Raw genomic sequence first — 19,227 nt, forward strand, 5'->3', positions numbered from 1 at the left:
TGACGTGGGGCGGAGAGGAGAAGAGGTGATCAAACCGGACGTGCGGCCAGTTCTTCAAGCATCTTCCAGCATTGGAGCAAACCGCGCGGAACGTGGAAGCAACCTTTCCATTTGCCGCCTTTGAGTGTGAGCAACACCTCGCCGCGGCGGTTGAGATAGCCGTACCATTCACCGTGCTCGGGATCGACGAAATGCGACCAAACGTAGTCGTGTACGCGTTTGAACCATGCCAAACACTCGGTGTTGCCGGTGAGCTGATAGCCTTTGAGCATGGTGATGAGGGTTTCGATGTGTACCCACCAGAGTTTCTGATCCCATTCGAGCTGTTGAAGCGGACGGCCGAGACGATCCATAAAGTAGAAGATGCCGCCGTGCTCTTTGTCCCAGCCGTATTCGGCTTCGGCAATGGCGATGTGGCAGGCGCGTTCGATGAGTTCGGGACGGTCAAGCCGCTGCCCCAAGTCCATGATGAACCACATGGCTTCAATGGCGTGACCGGGGTTGAGCAGACGGCCGTCCATGGAGTCGGACAACCGGTTGTCGATCGTGAGGTTTTCGACGATAAGCCCGAGTTCGGGGCGATAGAACACGTCCATCACCTCGTGAATGCAGGTTTCGATGGTGTTTTCGAGAAAGTCCTGTGGGAGAAGATGTTCGATTTCGAGTGCCACGTTGCACAGTATCATCGGCAGGGCGAAGCCTTTCATGGCGCGCGCTCCGGAGGCGGCTTTGTTCCAACGGCCTTTGGGGTTGTCTGTTTTTGAGAGCACGATGTCGAACGTGCGGCGCGAGATGTCGGCATACTCTTCGTTGCCCGTGGCAAGGGCGAGCTGTCCGAAAGCGATGACGGCAAACGTGTAGGAGAAAATGTTGTAGGGTTCCACGAGAGGGTTGCCCTCGCGGTCGAGAGCGAAATAGAAATTCAAGGCTCCGTCGTGGCCTTTTGTCTTCAAAAACTCCGCTCCCCGTATGGCGGCTTCGAGCCATTGGGCACGGGTTTCTTCGCTCACGTCGGGAGTGTGAACGGTGTTGTAGAGCTTGGAAAGCATCCACACTTCGCGCCCTTGCATCCACACGAATTTGTCGGTGTCGAAAACGCTGCCGTCGCGTTCGAGACAGTGAAGGTAGCCGCCATACTCGCGGTCTATGGAGTGTTGCATCCAAAAGGGCATGACGCGGTCGAGAAGTTCGCTTTTGTACTGGCGGGCAAGCTGTTTGAAATCGAGCATAAGAAAAGGTGTTGCGTTGTTTCGGCAAATTTACAATAAACCCTTTTGACGGCAAAACAAAAAAGGAGTTTATGAGTCGGGCGACTCATAAACTCCCAATGGGATGTTGCAGCACGAGGCTACTGATTTTCGCGTTCTTCTTTCATGTCGATCTCTTCGCCTTTGGCGTCGATGAATTTGTATTCGAGAAAAGCCAAACTTTGATTGGGAATGATTTTAATGCCCCAACCATAGTGGGCTTGCCAACGACGACGGAGAGAAACGAAGCCTTGATTGATGTAGGCGGCTACGAAAGGATGCACGTGAAGGTGGAATTTGCGAATACCTAAGTCTTCGGAAACCATGCGGATCTTTTTTTCGAGCGAGTCGGTGAAAAGGAAAGATGATTTGATCTTTCCCGTGCCTCCGCACGACGGACAGTCTTCTTCGATTTTGACGTCCATGGCCGGACGCACACGCTGACGCGTGATTTGCATGAGGCCGAATTTGGACAGCGGAAGAATGTTGTGGCGGGCACGGTCTTTTTTCATGTTTTCGACCATGCGCTCGTAGAGCTTTTGGCGGTTTTCGGGGAGTGCCATGTCGATGAAATCGACCACGATGATGCCTCCCATGTCGCGCAGACGAAGCTGTCGTGCCAGTTCGTCGGCCGCCCCGAGATTGACGTCGAGGGCATTGACTTCTTGTCCTTCGGGACTTTTGCTGCGGTTGCCGGAGTTGATGTCTACAACGTGAAGGGCTTCGGTGTGCTCAATGATCATATAGGCGCCGTGCTTATAGGTGACGGTTCTGCCGAGCGACGATTTGATCTGCCGGGTGACGGAGAAATTGTCGAAAATCGGCACGCTGCCTTTGTAGAGCTTCACGACGTCTTTGCATTCGGGAGCGATGAGCGTGACATAGTCGCGCACTTCTTCAAACACCGATTTGTCATTGATGTGAATGCTTTCGAACGAAGGGTTGAAAAGGTCGCGAAGAAGTCCGACCGTTCTGCTGGTCTCTTCATGAACAAGGGTGGCCTTGTCCTGAGGATCACGGTTTTGGATCTTGGCAATGGCGCTTTCCCAACGTCCCACCAATATGCGGAGCTCTTGGTCGAGCTCTGCTACGCGTCGCCCCTCGGCCACGGTGCGTATGATGACGCCGAAACCTTTGGGTTTGATGCTGTGAATGAGTTGTTTGAGGCGCGCTCTTTCTCCGTCGCTTTTGATTTTTGTCGAAACGCTGACTTTGTCGGTGAAAGGGATGAGCACGAGGTAGCGCCCGGCAAACGAGATTTCGCAAGAGAGGCGCGGCCCTTTGGTTGAGATGGGTTCTTTGACGATCTGCACCAATACCTCCTGACCTTGTTTCACCGTGTTTTGGATCTGACCGTCTTTTTCGGTGTTGGGTTGTCGGGGCACTTTGTGGAGGGGGAGCGGTTTTCGCTTCCCGTCGCCGATAAGACCGAGGTAGTGTTCGAACTGCTTGTAGCGCACTCCCAAATCCAAATAGTGGAGGAAAGCGTCGCGTTCGTGTCCCACATTCACGAAGCACGCATTGAGGCCGGGCATGATCTTGCGGATCTTGGCCAAATAAATGTTGCCCACAGAAAACTGCTCCGAACGCCCTTCTTTTTGGAACTCGACCAGACGTTTGTCTTCGAGCAGGGCGATCGAAATGTCATTCTTCCGGACATCTACGATTACTTCGCTTGTCATGTGATCAGTGTTTATGGATTTTGGCGGCTCCAAAATCCTGTTTTCTCGGAAGGGAAAACAAAATAGGGAGTAAACGGCCGTTTCTCTGAGGGGGCTTCGGAAAAATAAAGCAGTGACGCCTTCGCAAAGGGGTGAGGAGAAAGGCCTGTAAAGCGAAAAGTTAAAAGTCGAGGCTGTTTGCCATTGGCAAGAAGAGCACCGTGACTTTTAACTTTTCAGCCGTCAGCTGAGCCGTGGATTACTTCTTGCTCTTGTGACGATTCTTGCGCAAACGCTTTTTGCGCTTGTGAGTGGACATCTTGTGTCTTTTCTTCTTCTTTCCGTTAGGCATGGTTGAATAGGTTTAACTTATTAATAAACATGTATCTTTGGGTCATGCTCTTGGAGTGAGGTCGTTTGAAATGAAACTTGTCGGTCTGCCAAGAGCAACGACTTGCTGATTTTAGTTCTTGATTTTTGCAACAAATGTTTTGGCCGGCTTGAAAGCAGGGATGTTGTGCTCCGGAATGATGAGGGTGGTGTTCAATGAAATGTTGCGTGCGGTTTTTTGGGCGCGCTTTTTGAGGATGAAGCTGCCGAAGCCGCGCAAATAAACATTGTCACCACCGGCAAGAGAGTCTTTGACAGTTTCCATGAAAGCCTCAACAGATGCCAATACGGTGGCACTCTCGATACCGGTCTTCTTGGAGATCTCTTTTACAATATCTGCTTTAGTCATCTTATTGGTGATTTAGAGTTGTTTGAATGTCTTATGATTGGAATTGAATGCAAAGGTATAATTTTCAGTTGATTGCCACAAGGCTTGTTGCGCTTTTTTGAACGTGATTTGTCACAAATCGAAAAAAATGTGTCGTTCCTCCCCTTTGTGGAATTGAACTTGTCGAAATTTGCCAAGTCTGCCTGACAGCACGCCCATGCGGCAGGTGCGGCGGGTGAGTATCGGGAACAGGTCAAGAACATGTCGTGAGAATGTCGGAATCGGCTTCCGAAACACAGAATGCGAGCGAAACTTTCTTTGCTTTTATTCCCGTGTTTGCCGTTCCGAAGAGGAGGCGGTTGGCCGTTGGGGTTTAAGATTTGACGGCCATTTTTTCTACGCGCAGGATGTGTCGGCCGCCTTCGAAATCGGTGGCGAAAAATTCATCCATGATCGCTTCGGCTGTTGCGGTGTCGATGTAGCGTCCCGGCATGACCAATACGTTGGCGTCGTTGTGCAGACGGGTCATGCGGGCTATTTCGGGCATCCAAACGAGTGCCGCGCGGATGTGTTGATGCTTGTTGAGCGTCATTGAGATGCCCTCGCCGCTGCCGCAAATGGCAATGCCTCGGCGGCATTCGCCGTTTTTCATTCCCTCGGCCAAGGCGTGGGCATAGTCGGGATAGTCGCATGAGGCTTCGCTGTGAGTGCCGTAGTCTTTGAAGGAGATGCCTTTGCGCGAAAGGTAGTCTTTCACATATTGTTTGAGTTCAAACCCGGCGTGATCCGAGGCTAATCCTATGGTTTCCATTGTGTCGATGAGTTTTGGAGAATTGAAAGAAGCAATGGATGGGCAGGGGTGCAAATCCATTGCTTCGCTGTGTGGTGTTGCTAAACGGAAAGGGGCTTATTCGGCAAGATAGGCTTTGACCTCCTTATAGATGTTGTCGGGGGTGAAACCGAATTTTTCGTCCAACACGTTGAAAGGGGCACTGTGTCCGAAATGTTCGAGTCCGAAGATGCGTCCGGTGTCACCGGCCAATCCTTCGAAGATCACGGGAAGCCCTGCGGTGAGGAAGAATTTTTTGATGCCTTTCGGAAGCACCGATTCTCGATAGTCGGCGTCTTGGTTGCGGAAAAGTTGTTCGGACGGACAGCTGACTACACGTGCTTTGATGTTGTCTTGTTTCAACAGATCGGCGGCGGCCACGAGGGTAGACACTTCCGAACCGCTGGCTACGAGCACCACATCGGGTTGTGCTTCGTGTACCACGACATAAGCCCCGCGGGCGGTTTGTGTGTAGTCCGTTCCCTCGGGCAGGTCTTTGATGTTTTGACGACTGAATATCAGCGCGGTGGGTGTGTCGGTGTTTTCCATTGCCATGCGCCAGCATTGTGTGGCGTCGTGCACGTCGGCAGGGCGGAGCACACGCACGGAGTCGCGTCCGGAGTGGTTTTTGAGTTTCTCCATGAGGCGGATTTGCGCCTCTTGTTCGACGGGTTCATGGGTAGGTCCGTCTTCTCCCACGCGGAAAGCGTCGTGGCTCCACACGAATTTCACGGGCAGTTCCATGAGGGCGGCCATGCGTATGGCGGGTTTCATGTAGTCGGAGAATACGAAGAATGTGCCCATGGCCGTGATCATGCCGCCGTGGAGCGTGATGCCGATGCACACGCAGGCCATGGTCAGTTCGCTCACGCCGGCTTGCAGAAAACCTCCGGAGAAATCGTCGCGCCGTATTTCGGTGGTGTGTGCGAGGAAACCGTCGGTTTTGTCGGAGTTGCAGAGGTCTGCAGACGAAACAATCATGTTTTTCACATGCTTCGAGAGCATGGAGAGGCATGCGGCCGAACCGTTGCGAGTGGGGCCGTCGGGCTTTTGTCGGATTTCGTCCCACGGGAGATCGGGCAGGCGTCCTGCCATCCAGTCGGCCAACTGTGCGGCTTTCTCCGGATTGGCCTCTGCCCATGCTTGTTCTTCGGCGCGACGTTGGCCGACGACGGATTTCAGTTCTTCGGCGCGTCGTGCATAGAGTTCTTTCACTTCGGGGCGGATGACGAACGGATCTTCGAGGTCGGCTCCGAGGTTGAGTATGGTGTTTTTGTAGGCATCTCCGCCGAGGGGTGCACCATGGGTGCGGCAGTCGCGTTCGTAGCTGCTGCCGTCGGCCTGTCGGGCTCCTTTACCCATGACGCAATGTCCGATGATGAGTGTCGGTCGTGCCGTTTCGGCGTTGGCTTCGCGGAGGGCTTTGCGAATTTGTTCGGGGTTGTTGCCGTCGATTTCGAGCACGTTCCAATTCCATGCACGATATTTCATGGCCGTGTCTTCCGAGATGACGGCTGCCGTTTCGGTGGAGAGCTGTATTTCGTTGGCGTCGAAGAACATGATGAGGTTGTTCAGTCCCAAGTGTCCTGCGATGCGTCCTGCGCCTTGCGAAACTTCTTCTTGAATGCCTCCGTCGGAAATATAGGCGTAGATTTTTTCTTTCAGAAAGCCCGGATTTCCGGTACGGGCATAAAGTGCTTTTGCCGCAATGGCCGCTCCGACGGCATAGGTGTGTCCCTGTCCGAGCGGGCCGCTGGTGTTCTCAATGCCGCGTTCGAAATTGACTTCGGGGTGTCCCGGTGTGACGGAGCCCCATTGGCGGAATGCTTTCAAGTCTTCGAGGGAGAACCGTCCGATGAGGGCGAGTTGCGAATAGAGCATCGGCGACATGTGTCCGGGGTCGAGGAAGAAGCGGTCGCGGCATTCCCACGTCGGACAATCGGGGTCGTAGGTGAGAAATTCGCTGTAAAGCACGTTGATGAAATCTGCGCCGCCCATGGAACCGCCGGGGTGTCCGGATTTTGCGCGTTCAACCATGCTGACCGCAAGAACACGGATGTTGTCGGCGGCAAGGTTGAGAAGTTGAGTGGAATTTTCCATAAGAAAAACAAGTCTGCTTGTCGAAAGCGTAGTGTTTGTTATGCTGTTTGGGTGTAGACACGTCAATAACGCAAAATACATGGCCGTTTTCGATATGTAATTTGCTGTGCGTCGTTCAAGAAGCAAAAGTACATATTTTTAAGCATTTAGCCAAGAGTTTGTCGGCTTTTTGAACAACGATGCGTTGAAAAAGACTTGCCGGCCGGAGAGCGAAGAGTGTTTGCCGGCGGCATTTCGGATACGGAAGGGCATCTTCTTACAGGCGTCCTTTCTCGTCGAGATAAGAGTCTTTGAAGCCGAGCAGATAGAGCACCCCGTCGAGTCCCATGGTGCGGATGCTTTGTCCGGCGTTGGCCGCGACGCGCGGTTTGGCATGAAAGGCGATGCCCAAACCGGCGGCGGCGAGCATGGGCAGATCGTTGGCACCGTCGCCCACGGCAATGGTTTGTGCAAGATCCACCTTTTCCACTTGTGCGATGAGTTTGAGCAATTCGGCTTTGCGCCGGCCGTCTACGATTTCTCCCAAATATCGACCGGTCAGACGGCCGTCGGCGTCTATTTCGAGTTCGTTGGCATAAACGTAGTCGATGCCGAACTTTTTGGCCAAATGATGGCCGAAGAAGGTGAAGCCGCCACTGAGTATGGCAATTTTGTAGCCATAGCGTTTGAGCACATACATAAGTCGCTCCACGCCCTCTGTGACAGGGAGTTTTTCGGCAATTTCCCGCATGACTCCCGCGTCCAACCCTTTGAGCAGTGCCACGCGTTGCGTGAAGCTCTCCTTGAAGTCGATTTCGCCCTGCATCGCCCTTTCGGTGATGGCTTTCACCTCTGCGCCGACGCCGGCATATTCCGCCAATTCGTCGATGCACTCGGCTTGAATGAGGGTGGAGTCCATGTCGAAACAGATGAGGCGGCGCATGCGGCGATACATGTCGTCGAATTGAAGGGAGCAGTCCATTTCGAGTTCCGAACTCAAACGCAGTAGTTTGGCTTGCAAGCCTTCGCGAGATTTGGGCGTGCCGCGGAGCGAAAACTCGACGCATGCCCTGACTTGGTCGGAACATTGTATGCGCGGCACTCGTCCCGTGAGGCGGTGTATGCCGTCGATGTTCATCTCTTCTTCGGCCACCAAGCGGCTGACGGCTGCGATTTGTCTGGCTGTGAGGTGGCGCGCCAAAACGGTGAGAATAAAGCGGTTTTTGCCCTGTGCATTTACCCATTCGTCGTATTCTTCGGCTTCGATCGGCGAAAAACCGACGTGTACGCCCAATTCGGAGGCTTTGAACAACACTTCTTTCATGACGCGTCCGCCTGCTTCTTCGTCGGTTCGGATCAGAATGCCCAAGGACAGCGTGGAATGGATGTCGGCTTGTCCGATGTCGAGAATGTCGACGTCGTATTTGGCCATGATGGCCATGAAACTTGCTGTCAGACCGGGACGATCTTCTCCCGTGATGCGAATGAGAATGAGTTCTTGCTGCATGGAAAAACGAGTTGTGGAAAAGGGAAAAACAAACCGCTTTCGGGCTTGTCGGGCAAGGCTCGTCCGACCGGATACCCTAAAATATGGCGCGGCAATCGGGCGGTATGCCTTTCTTTTTGAACATTTGAAGATGAAGACAAAAAGAAAAACCGAAGAGCGCGAATATAGAAAGATTTGCACAAACGGCCAAACTTTCGAGAACTATTTGCCGTTTTTTTCGTGTGTGGTTGCAGTGAGGGGTGAGGCGGTGCGCGGGATGACGACAAGATCGGAGGGCACGTTTCGCTACGCATTTGTCAAAATAAACCGTGCAACGCTCTTCCAAAACCATACCCTTTCGAGGGCTTCTTTTCTCATCAAACGCTCCGCCCTCCTGCTGTCATGGCAACTGCCGTGGCGTTTTCGATGAAACCGCCCGTTTTCGACGTTTTCTCTCCCTGTTTTTTTGTTTTTGCCGTTTTGCCTTCGCTAAAATGATTATCTCTTTGAAGATGAGAGTGTTTCTTGCGAAGGCAAGTGAAGGCAAACGCTCTGTCGATTTTGCGAGTGCTTGAAAATCAACGTAATACGGTGAAGGCAAAACGAGGGGTTTGCCTTCACCTCCTTTCACCATTGCGGTGCGAAGAACGGCCATTTGCGAGCCGGTGAAGGCAAAAAATCGCGTCAATCTGTTGGATTTCAGTGCGTTGTGAACGTTGTTTTTAATTTGCCTTCACTTGCCTTCGCTAAAAACGGGTTGATAATCATGCGTTTATCTCGTTTTGCGAAGGCAGTGAAAGCAAAATGTAATGACAAGGAGCGCGCGCGTGCGCGCGAGAGCGGTCGATTTTCCGAATTGTCAGGAGGCGGAATTTTCTACCTCTGAGTTAGAAATTTTTACTTCAAGGGTAGAGATTTCCGGCTCTGAGGCAGTTGTATCCGTCTGCCTCGTTCGGTGAAGGGGACGTTCGCCGTCGAATGTGTTTTTTATCTCTGCGCCAATTCCGGTTTTGCGAAATGTCACTTGCCGGCAAATGTGGGCATGGGCTGCCGTTCGCGTCCGATGACAAGAGAAATCCGACACGTTCATCGGCAATGAAGCGTGTCGGATTTCTTTGTGAAGTCTGTGCGGGCGTCGTGTGGCCGCCTGCTTATTTGAGTATCTCCAATTTGCGGAACACGCCGACGAGTGCCGCTACGGCGCGGTCGACTTGTTCGTGTGTGTGGTTGGCCATGAGGGCAATGCGCACGAGGGTGTCTGTCGGGTGGCAGGCAGGGGGCACAACGGGGTTGATAAACACGCCGGCTTCAAAAGCCATGGCTGTTGCGGCAAATGTTTTCTCCAAGTCGCGCACATAGAGGGGAATGATCGGGCTTTCGGTGTCGCCGATTTCAAAACCCTCTTCCTTGAAGCGTTTGAGGGCATAGTTCGTCACTTCCCACAGGGCTTCGATGCGTTCGGGCTCGCGTTGAATGATGCGCAGGGCTTCAAGGGCAGAGGCCGTTGAGGCCGGCGAATTGGAAGCCGAGAAGATGTAGGTGCGTGCCGTGTGGCGGAGGTAGTCGATGATGGTGCGGTCGGCGGCAATGAAGCCTCCGATGGCAGCCAAGCTCTTGGAGAAGGTGCCCATGATGAGATCCACCTCGTCGGTCAAGCCGAAATGATCGCAGACTCCGCGACCTTGTCGTCCGAACACGCCGATGCCGTGTGCCTCATCGACCATGACGGTGGCGCCGTATTTGTGTTTCAGTTCGATAATGGCAGGCAGGTTGCACAAATCTCCTTCCATCGAAAAAACACCGTCTACAACGATGAGTTTGAGGGCTTCGGGGTTGCACTTTTGGAGCTTGGCCTCCAAGTCTGCCATGTCGTTGTGTTTGTAGCGAAGTTGTTTGGCCATCGACAAGCGGCGTCCGTCCACGATCGAGGCGTGGTCGCGGTCGTCGCAGATCACATAGTCGTGAGGGCCGAGCAGGGCGGGAATGACACCGCTGTTCACGGTGAAGCCCGTGGAGAAACAGAGGGATTCTTCTTTGCCCACGAATTCTGCCAATTCTTTTTCCAACTGCACGTGCAGGTCAAGCGTGCCGTTGAGGAAACGGCTTCCGGCGCAGCCCGATCCGTAGCGGCGCATGGCTTCAACTCCGGCCTCGATGACACGATCGTCGCCGGTCAGTCCGGTGTAAGCATTGGAGCCCAACATGATCACATGGTGGCCGTCCATTTCTACTTCTGTGCCTTGCTTGCCTTCGATTTCTCGGAAGTAGGGGTAAAGGCCTTTTGCTCTGACCTCGTTGGGGAGGGTGTACTTTGATAAGCGTTCGCGAAGAATATCCATGATGAGTGTAAACAAACAGCCAAGGTGCAAAGAAACGGCGGAGCGCCATTCCCGAAAAATGATTTTCGTGCCCTGCTGTTGAGTGATATTGATGTATTCAGCGGACAAAGTTACACAATTCCCCAAAGAAGTGTGCATTTAATCAATATTTTTTTGCAGTCGCTCGGATTTTGTATTCTCGTTTTGCTGTGTCAATATAAACTTTCTGCTAAATTTGCAATGTTTTCGGCCGTCTGAGAGAATTTCCGCGAGAAGTCTGCGATCGGGAGACCGAAGCCTATCACTTGAAAATGCAGCCGAACGTGCAGTGCCGGAAGCGATGCTGCGGCCGATTCGAGCTTTGAAACAACAACGCTATGCCTCATCATATTGTTTTTATTATCAATCCCATTTCGGGCACCGGACGCAAAGATGTCGTGGAAGAAGCCATCAGGCGACATATCGACGGCGATCGCTACGCGTGTGAAATACGCTACACGGAGCGAGCCGGACATGCCGCCGAAATTGCCCGTGAAGCGGCAGAAGCCGGTGCACACATCGTTGTGGCCGTAGGGGGCGACGGCACGGTCAATGAAGTGGCACGCTCGTTGGTACACACGACCACGGCTTTGGGCATCGTGCCCTGCGGCAGCGGCAATGGTTTGGCGCGTCATCTTCGTCTTCCTCTCGATGCCGAGGCGGCGGTGAAGGTGATCAATCAGGGCGTGGTGCATCGGTTGGACTACGGCCGCATCAACGGACAGCCTTTTTTCTGTACCTGCGGCGTCGGATTTGATGCCTTTATCAGTATGAAATTTGCCGAAGCGGGAAAGCGGGGATTGGTCACCTATGTTGAGAAAACCTTGAAAGACGGACTGCGCTACAAACCGCAAACCTATCGCATCACCGTCGATGGCAACGAGGGAACGGCCGAGAGCTACGACGCTTTCCTCATTGCCTGTGCGAATGCCTCTCAATATGGCAACAATGCTTTTATTGCCCCCAATGCTTCGATGAAAGACGGTTTGCTCGATGTTATTATTCTCGAACCTTTCGGCGTGCTCGACACACCGGCCATCGTGATGCAGCTGTTCGGCAAAACTCTGCCGCAGAACTCTCACGTGAAGACCTTGCGAACCCGACATTTGAAGATAGAGCGTCAGAAGGCCGGTGTAGCTCATTGTGACGGCGATCCGTTTCACACCTCCGAAACGATAGAGGTCGAACTCATCCCCCGAAGTTTCAATGTGGTGGTCAATAAAACGGCCGATCTTGCCACTCGTCAAACGGAAGAGGAGGTCGACTTTTTGCAACAGATATTGGCACCGTTTCAATCTTGGGAACCGCTGTCCGACTTGAAACGTACGAGCGAAGAATTGCGCCGAAAAACAAGTCGGGAACTGCGGCGACTCAATGCCACAATATTGGAAAAACTGAGAAAACTCTGATCCTCGATTCGCCGGCAACTGCCGCCCGACGTGCGTCTTCCGAGTTTTGTAAACCCTTTTGACAGCCGAATAGCATGCCTCGTTTCTCCTCCTTCTCTTCTTTCTTGTCCGCTTTCTTGCTGTTGCTCGTCTTCGGTCGGCCGATGGCAAAGGCGCAAACCGTTTCGGAAGAAAACGGGCGGAATGTGCGGCTCATGCTGGAAACGCAGACCACTGTCGGCGGAGGGATGCATACGCCGCTTTGGCTGAATGCCAACCGGTATGGCTTGGGAGGCCTCGCGCCCGACAACGGCTATTTGCGGTTGCAGATGTTGCGCCCGACCGTTTCCGACTCCGTGCGGCGTTTTCGCCACGGCGTGGGGTTTGATGTGGCTTTGGTACATGGCGGTGTCGAACGTTTGCAAATTCAGCAACTCTACTGGGAAACCGTCCGCGGCTTGTCGGTGTTTACGATCGGACAGAAGCAACGAGAAACGGAGTTGAATCATCCCGAACTTTCCACAGGGGCTTTTGTGCTCGGAATGAATGCCCGCCCCGTACCCATGGCGAAATGGGCGTTGCGCGATTGGTGGAATATTTCCGGTTCGAAAGATTGGGTCGCCCTGAAATTGCATCTTGCCTATGGCATGCAGACCGACGGAAAATGGCAACGCGATTATCTGTCGGGGACGTCGCAACACTATCCCATGTGGGCGTTGTATCATGAAAAATCGGGCTATCTTCGTTTGGGAAATCCTCTTCGGCATGCGCTCTGTTTTGTGGGCGGCTTGGAAATGGCCACTCAATTCGGGGGGACGATCTACAACGGCGGAGGGTTTGACGGCATCGTACCGACGCCGATCAAAGGTGGGAAAGGCTTGAAAAACTTTTTCTATGCGCTCGTCGGAAAAGGGGGGAGCGATGCCACCGACGGAGCGGGCTACGGCAACTCGGCCGGCAACACGCTGGGGGCTTGGCGTGCCGCTTTGGACTACCGCAACCGCCGACAGGGCTGGCACACCCGTTTGTACTACGATCACTTCTTTGAAGACGAGAGTGCCGCATTCGATGAATACGGTTGGTTGGACGGTTTGTGGGGAGTGGAAATCGGGTTGCCGCCCAATCCCTATGTCACCGATCTCGTGGTCGAACATGTACGCACCGACTATCAGAGCGGGCCGATATACCATGACCACACAGGGCAGGTGCCCGATCAAGTGAGCGGTGTAGACAATTACTATAACCACAACCTCTATCAAGGCTGGCAAAACTACGGCATGGCAATGGGCAATGCCCTTTTTGCCTCGCCGCTTTATAATGCCGATAGATCTTTGGCGTTTACGGCCAATCGTTTTCATGCCACTCATTTCGGAATGTCGGGAGATCCGTATTCTGGCTTGCACTACCGACTGCTCTATTCCTACTTGAAATCATGGGGCACTTATGCCGTGCCGTTTGCGGAAGTCGAGCGTCAGCATTCTTTCTTGTTTGAAACCTCTTATCGCATCCCCTCCTCGCCCGGTCGACAACCCTCCCGGCGTTCGCCTCTGCTTTCTCCCTCGGAGGGCTGGCGTGTCAAACTGGGAATAGCTTTCGACACCGGCAACAGGCTCGGCCGGCATCTGGGCGTTCAGCTCTCTGTGAGCAAAAGCGGTTGGCTGTTGCCGACCAAGTCGCGTGGGGCAAAACAACGTGCGGTTTCCGCCGTGACTGTCGGAGAGCCTCATCGAACACCCCTTGTTTTTTAATGAAAGTAAGCTATGAAAAAGATCTTAGGCCTGTTTCTTCTGCTGCTGTCGGCGGTGTTGTCGGGAGGATGCGACAAGGTGCCTCGAAACGGATGGCTGGACGGACAATGGCAATTGGTCGAGATGGATGAAACAGATGTGAAAGCGCAAAGAATTTATTGGCGTTTTCAGCTTGACCTGCTGCAATTCTATTCTCCCGTCGTCCGCCTTTCCACCGACATCAAACACAATGCCGTGATGAGCCGTTTCGAGCATCGTGGCCGACAACTGACGCTCCCCCATGCCTATCTGATCATTCGCAGCGAAGGGCGCGACAGCCTCATCACGCCTCAAATGAACATCGACCTTTCTGCTTTCGGAGTCGATCGCCTGCCCCTCACCTATCGTGTCGTTTCGGCCGAATCTCAAAGCATGGTGTTGGAAACGGATCGGCATCGCCTTGTTTTTAGAAAATTCTGAGAAAACCTCTTTTGAAATTACCGACCACTGTTCATTATTCCGACCATGACCGATCCTAATAATTATACCGACCATCATTCCATGAGCATCATCCCACTCATCGCCCGACGTCTTTCTCTCCGAGAAACCCAAGTGGCCAATACGGTGAAACTCCTCAACGAAGGAGCCACCATTCCCTTTATTTCCCGCTATCGAAAAGAAGCCACCGGCGGACTCGACGAAGTGCAAATATCTGCCGTGGCCGATGAAAACACGCGCCTCGAAGAACTGCAACATCGCAAGCAATATGTGATCGAAACCATTGAGACACAAGGGAAACTCACTCCCGAATTGCGCGCTCGTATCGAAGCCTCTTGGGAGGCCACCGAAGTCGAAGATATTTATCTTCCGTTCAAGCCCAAACGTCGCACCCGTGCCCAAGTGGCGCGAGAAAAAGGGCTTGAACCCTTGGCGCAAACCCTTCTTCTCAACCCGATGCAAAATCCGCACCAAGCGGCCGAAAAATATGTTTCCGACCTCGTGTCAAACGAAGAAGAAGCCTTGCAGGGAGCTCGCGACATCATCGCAGAGCAAATCAGCGAAGACGAGCACACCCGCAACACGCTTCGCAGCATCTTTTCCCGTGATGCCGTCATCACTTCCAAAGTGGTGAAATCCAAACAAGAGGAAGCGGCCAAATATCGGGATTATTTCGATTGGAGCGAACCGCTCAAACGCTGTTCTTCCCATCGGCTGTTGGCCATGCGGCGCGGTGAGGCCGAGGGTTTGCTGCGGGTCGGCATTTCCCCTTCCGACGAGGAAAAGGCGGCCGAGCGCGTGGCACGTCCTTATGTGAAGCGCGGAACGGCAACTGCCGAACAGCTCGAAATGGCGGCACTCGATGCTTACAAGCGTTTGCTCAAACCAAGCATAGAAACCGAATTTGCCAATCAAGCCAAAGAGCGCGCCGACGAAGAGGCCATACGTGTCTTTGCCGCCAACCTCAAACAGTTGTTGCTAGCCGCTCCGCTCGGACAAAAGCGCATCATGGGCATCGACCCCGGTTTGCGCACCGGTTGCAAAGTGGTTTGCTTGGATGCACAAGGCAATTTGCTGCACAACGAAACGATCTATCCGCACGCCCCCAAAAACGAATACAGCCGCTCCGAAATGACCTTGCGCCATTTGGCAGACAAGTTCAAGGTGGAAGCCGTGGCGGTGGGAAACGGCACGGCCGGTCGAGAAACCGAAGAATTGGTGCGCGGTCTCGGTCTCGAAGGGGTCGATGTCTTTTCCGTGAGCGAAGACGGAGCTTCGGTTTATTCAGCCTCCAAAATTGCACGCGACGAGTTTCCCGACCACGATGTCACCGTTCGCGGAGCAGTTTCTATCGGCCGCCGTTTGGCCGATCCGCTGGCCGAACTGGTTAAAATTGATCCGAAGTCCATAGGAGTCGGACAATATCAGCACGACGTTGATCAAGGGGCACTCAAAAAAACACTCGACCAAGTGGTTGAAAGTTGTGTAAACTCCGTCGGTGTCAATCTCAATACCGCCTCTCAACACTTGCTGATCTACGTCAGCGGACTTGGCACGGCTCTGGCCAAAAATATCGTAGATTACCGTGCCGAACACGGTTCTTTCCCCTCACGACAAGCTTTGCTGAAAGTGCCGCGTCTCGGAGCGAAAGCCTTTGAGCAGTGTGCCGGATTTTTGCGCATTGCCAACGGTAAAAATCCGCTCGACAACACCGCCGTCCATCCCGAACGCTACGCGCTTGTCAAGCAGATGGCCGAAGATGCCGGCCTTGACATTCCCGCACTCATCGCCTCGCCCGAAGCACGCGCCGGCATAGACTTGAAACGCTATTGCTCGCCCGAAGTGGGGCTTCCCACGCTCAACGACATCATGGCCGAACTCGACAAACCCGGTCGCGACCCGCGCGGAACGGCAGAAGTTTTTCGTTTCGACGAAAACATTCGCACCATCGACGATCTCGAAATCGGCATGGTCCTTTCCGGCATTGTCACCAACGTCACCAACTTCGGAGCTTTTGTGGATCTCGGTATCAAAACGAAAGGCTTGGTACACGTTTCGCAGCTGTCTGATCGCTACGTCAAAGATCCTGCCACGGTGGTCTGTCTTCACCAACAGGTCAATGTGCGCGTTTTGGAGGTGGACTACGAGCGCGGACGCATTTCGCTCTCCATGAAGTCTGTGAAACAACCCTAAACACATCTCATTGCCATGACCGACGAATTTTATATGCGTCAAGCACTTCAAGAAGCAGAGAATGCCGCCCGTCGCGACGAAGTGCCGGTGGGCGTTGTGGTGGTGTGTCGTGACCGCATCATCGCCCGCGGACACAACCTCACCGAAACGCTGTGCGACGTGACGGCTCATGCCGAAATGCAGGCCATCACAGCGGCAGCCGACGCCTTGGGAGGGAAATATCTCAACGAATGCACGCTTTATGTGACGGTCGAACCTTGTGTCATGTGTGCCGGAGCAATAGGTTGGGCGCAAGTGGGGCGATTGGTCTATGGGGCGGCCGACCCCAAACGAGGATATGCGGTTTATGCTCCCGATGCGCTCCACCCCAAGACCGAAGTCGTGTCGGGAGTTCTCGAAGAAGAATGCAGTTGCCTGATGCGTGATTTTTTCAAAAAGAAACGTTGATCCTCGCCGTTTATCTCTTGATTTTCTTTCATGTCTTTTCATAACGAACTCGGACGCATGGGCGAAGAGGCCGCGGCCTTTTACCTTATGGAGCGCGACTATCACATCTTGGAGCGCAACTGGCGGCTTCATCCGCTCGAAATAGATCTCATCGCCGAAGACTTTGGCGAGATCGTGTTTGTGGAAGTGAAAACACGTCGCGACGATCGTTTGGCCGATCCCGAAGCAGCCGTGGATCGTCATAAACAGGAGCGCATTTCGCAAGCGGCATTGGCCTACCTTCATCGCAAACGCTTGACGCAATCCCCCTTTCGTTTTGACATCATCACCCTCGTCGGCACGTCTTCTCCTTTTACGATAGAACATTTCAAAAACGCCTTTCCCCTTCGTCGTCCTCACGGGCATTTCACACATGGTCTCGAACACCTTTTCCGCTAATCTTCCCCCTCATTGGCATCACATGCATTGCCCTGTTGTCGTTTCCACAATGGAGATGTTGAAAGGCATTCTGCCCGCGGAAGGAGAAGTGTTTTTGGTCACGGCCGACGAGCAAACCGCAGGGCGCGGTCAGCGCGGCACGTCGTGGGAAAGCGAAACGGGCAAAAATCTCACGTTCAGTTTTTTGTTTCGTCCTTTTCGCGTGAAAGCCTCCGAGCTGTTTTTCCTTTCCGAAATCGTTTGTCTGGCAGTTGCCGCCACGCTCGACGCCCATGTTGAAGGCATTTCGGTGAAATGGCCGAACGATGTTTATCGCCACGACCGAAAAATCTGTGGCATGTTGCTCGAACACACCCTGTCGGGAAGCGACATTTCCACCACACTGGTCGGCATCGGTATCAATGTCAATCAACCGAGTTTTCGCAGCGATGCCCCCAACCCCGTTTCGATACGGCAGATCACGGGGCACGACACCGATCTCTCCGCGTTGCTCTCCGATTTCGTTGGCCATTTTGAAAACCTTTATGCCTTGTGGTGTAAAGGTGGGCGCGCAGACATCGCCCAAACCTATTGGCAACGGCTCTATCGTCGGCAGGGTTTCCATGACTATGAGGATGTGCGCACGCAAGAGCGTTTCCAAGCCGAAATCGCGGCCGTTGCTCCCAATGGAAGGCTCACGTTGCGGCTTCCGCAGGGGGAAGAACGTACTTTTGCTTTCAAAGAAGTGTGTTTTCTCTGAACGCAATGCACCCGTCGGCGGCAACGTGTTGGCAACAAACCCTCTGTTTGAAACTGAAACCATATCTCCTTTTCTATAAAGCATGATCCTCCGCATAGCCGTTCCCTCCATTATCTCGAACATCACCGTGCCTTTGCTCGGCCTTGTCGATACCGCCATCACCGGACATCTGGGAGCGGCCGCATTCTTGGCCGCCATAGCCGTCGGTACGACGTTGTTTTCCACCACCTATTGGCTCTTCAATTTTCTGCGTATGGGCACAGGCGGCCTCACCGCCCAAGCCCTTGGTGCGGAGCAGGGAGAGGAGTGTGTGGCACTTTTGTGGCGTTCGCTTGTGTTGGCTGGCAGCCTCGCCGTGTTGATATTGTTGTTTCAGTATGCCATTTTGCATGTCGGTCTCTCTTTCATGTCCGCCACCGACGAAGTGCAAATGCTCGTTCGCTCCTATTATCGCATTCTCGTTTGGGGCGCACCGCCCACACTCGCGCTCTTTGCGCTGAACGGTTGGTTGTTGGGCATGCAAGACGCACGTGCGCCGATGTGGACGGCCATTGTGCAAAACGTGGTCAATATCTTTGTCAGTCTTATTTTGGTTGTCGGCTTGGGGTGGAAAATGGAAGGCGTAGCTCTCGGCACGCTCATAGCCCAATGGGTGGGAGCCGTTTTGGCTTTTGGTTTTGCATGGCGCATTGTGTGCCGTCGGCAGCTGTCGGCCACCGGTTCGTCCGTATTCGGACATGCCGCTCGTTGGCGGGAACTTTTTGTGGTCAATCGCGACATTTTCTTTCGCACGCTTTGTTTGGTGGCCGTCATGTTTGCTTTCACCTCTTTCGGGGCGCGACAAGGCGAAACCCTCCTTGCCGTCAATGCACTGCTGATGCAGTTTTTCCTGATCGTGAGCTACGTGATGGACGGCTTCGCCTATGCCGGCGAGGCCATTGGCGGCCGTTTGTGCGGTGCGGCCGATCGCAGCGGTTTTTGGCAGCTCACCCGCCGCCTTTTCGGCTGGGGCATTGGCTTTGCTCTGTTTTTCACGCTTTGTTTTGCTCTCGGCGGACGCGCCTTTTTGCATTTGCTCACCGACAATGACACCGTGCGTGTTGCCGCCGTGGAATATCTGCCCTATGTCGTCGCCATGCCTTTGGTGGGCTTTTCGGCATTTCTCTTGGACGGCCTTTTTGTCGGCACGACCTCCACGCGTGCCATGCTCATGGGAGTGGGTGCGGCTTCCGTTGTCTTTTTCGGAGTCCATGCTCTGTTTTCTCCGGGCAGCGGCAATCATGCCCTTTGGACGGCCTTTTTGTGTTATCTCGGCGTGCGCGGTGTGATACAAGGCTTTTGGCTGCCCAAGATAGTGCGACAAAAGTTTGTCGTTTCATAAAGTAAAACGTATTTTTGCAATCCATAGTTCAAAACCTTA

16 protein-coding genes are annotated in these 19,227 nt (G+C 53.5%); 8 read left to right on the forward strand and 8 right to left on the reverse strand.

From position 1 onward, the window contains the following. Positions 1-29 precede the first annotated feature (29 nt). The 8 genes from EII14_RS01645 to EII14_RS01680 all read right to left on the reverse strand — a co-directional run bounded on the left by EII14_RS01645 (position 30) and on the right by EII14_RS01680 (position 10,359). Positions 30-1,229 (reverse strand): AGE family epimerase/isomerase, encoded by a 1,200-nt coding sequence (locus EII14_RS01645; protein ID WP_124930832.1) that lies wholly within the window; start codon positions 1,227-1,229, stop codon positions 30-32. Between the two features lie 119 nt (positions 1,230-1,348). After that, positions 1,349-2,929: an Rne/Rng family ribonuclease gene (locus tag EII14_RS01650; RefSeq protein ID WP_124930833.1), complete on the reverse strand. Its 1,581-nt coding sequence runs from the start codon at positions 2,927-2,929 to the stop codon at positions 1,349-1,351. Positions 2,930-3,371: 442 nt separating this feature from the next. Then, positions 3,372-3,647 (reverse strand): HU family DNA-binding protein, encoded by a 276-nt coding sequence (locus EII14_RS01655; RefSeq protein ID WP_124930834.1) that lies wholly within the window; start codon positions 3,645-3,647, stop codon positions 3,372-3,374. Positions 3,648-3,999: 352 nt separating this feature from the next. Continuing rightward, a complete protein-coding gene (gene rpiB / locus EII14_RS01660; protein ID WP_124930887.1) occupies positions 4,000-4,437 on the reverse strand; it encodes a ribose 5-phosphate isomerase B in 438 nt (145 codons plus the stop codon). Between the two features lie 96 nt (positions 4,438-4,533). Then, positions 4,534-6,555 (reverse strand): transketolase, encoded by a 2,022-nt coding sequence (locus tag EII14_RS01665; RefSeq protein WP_124930835.1) that lies wholly within the window; start codon positions 6,553-6,555, stop codon positions 4,534-4,536. Between the two features lie 256 nt (positions 6,556-6,811). Further along, the gene (gene serB, locus EII14_RS01670) at positions 6,812-8,041 is read right to left on the reverse strand and encodes a phosphoserine phosphatase SerB (protein WP_124930836.1); all 1,230 of its coding nucleotides are present in this window, start codon (positions 8,039-8,041) and stop codon (positions 6,812-6,814) included. A gap of 379 nt (positions 8,042-8,420) precedes the next feature. Continuing rightward, complete coding sequence (locus EII14_RS09260) at positions 8,421-8,675, reverse strand: hypothetical protein (protein ID WP_124930837.1); 255 nt, start codon at positions 8,673-8,675, stop codon at positions 8,421-8,423. A gap of 496 nt (positions 8,676-9,171) precedes the next feature. After that, positions 9,172-10,359: a pyridoxal phosphate-dependent aminotransferase family protein gene (locus EII14_RS01680; RefSeq protein WP_124930838.1), complete on the reverse strand. Its 1,188-nt coding sequence runs from the start codon at positions 10,357-10,359 to the stop codon at positions 9,172-9,174. Positions 10,360-10,715: 356 nt separating this feature from the next. On the opposite strand from EII14_RS01680, the gene EII14_RS01685 reads away from it, so the two are divergent. The 8 genes from EII14_RS01685 (at position 10,716) to EII14_RS01720 (ending at position 19,188) form a co-directional block, all read left to right on the forward strand. Next, positions 10,716-11,786, forward strand: a complete 1,071-nt coding sequence (locus EII14_RS01685) for a diacylglycerol kinase family protein (RefSeq protein ID WP_124930839.1) — start codon at positions 10,716-10,718, stop codon at positions 11,784-11,786. A 74-nt stretch (positions 11,787-11,860) separates the two neighbouring features. Further along, on the forward strand, positions 11,861-13,513 hold the full coding sequence (locus EII14_RS01690; protein WP_124930840.1) for a capsule assembly Wzi family protein: 1,653 nt from the start codon (positions 11,861-11,863) through the stop codon (positions 13,511-13,513). 12 nt (positions 13,514-13,525) lie between these two features. Next, on the forward strand, positions 13,526-13,972 hold the full coding sequence (locus EII14_RS01695; protein WP_124930841.1) for a lipocalin-like domain-containing protein: 447 nt from the start codon (positions 13,526-13,528) through the stop codon (positions 13,970-13,972). Positions 13,973-14,053: 81 nt separating this feature from the next. Beyond that, positions 14,054-16,183, forward strand: coding sequence for a Tex family protein (locus tag EII14_RS01700; protein WP_124930888.1), 2,130 nt, complete (start codon positions 14,054-14,056; stop codon positions 16,181-16,183). Positions 16,184-16,198: 15 nt separating this feature from the next. After that, a complete protein-coding gene (locus EII14_RS01705; protein WP_124930842.1) occupies positions 16,199-16,630 on the forward strand; it encodes a nucleoside deaminase in 432 nt (143 codons plus the stop codon). A 30-nt stretch (positions 16,631-16,660) separates the two neighbouring features. Beyond that, a complete protein-coding gene (locus EII14_RS01710; protein ID WP_124930843.1) occupies positions 16,661-17,068 on the forward strand; it encodes a YraN family protein in 408 nt (135 codons plus the stop codon). 22 nt (positions 17,069-17,090) lie between these two features. Continuing rightward, positions 17,091-17,807 (forward strand): biotin--[acetyl-CoA-carboxylase] ligase, encoded by a 717-nt coding sequence (locus EII14_RS01715; protein ID WP_124930844.1) that lies wholly within the window; start codon positions 17,091-17,093, stop codon positions 17,805-17,807. Between the two features lie 82 nt (positions 17,808-17,889). Beyond that, positions 17,890-19,188 (forward strand): MATE family efflux transporter, encoded by a 1,299-nt coding sequence (locus EII14_RS01720; protein ID WP_124930845.1) that lies wholly within the window; start codon positions 17,890-17,892, stop codon positions 19,186-19,188. Positions 19,189-19,227: the final 39 nt, after the last annotated feature.

Source organism: Alloprevotella sp. OH1205_COT-284, from assembly GCF_003859795.1.
In the GTDB taxonomy this organism is placed as follows: Bacteria; Bacteroidota; Bacteroidia; order Bacteroidales; family Bacteroidaceae; genus Alloprevotella.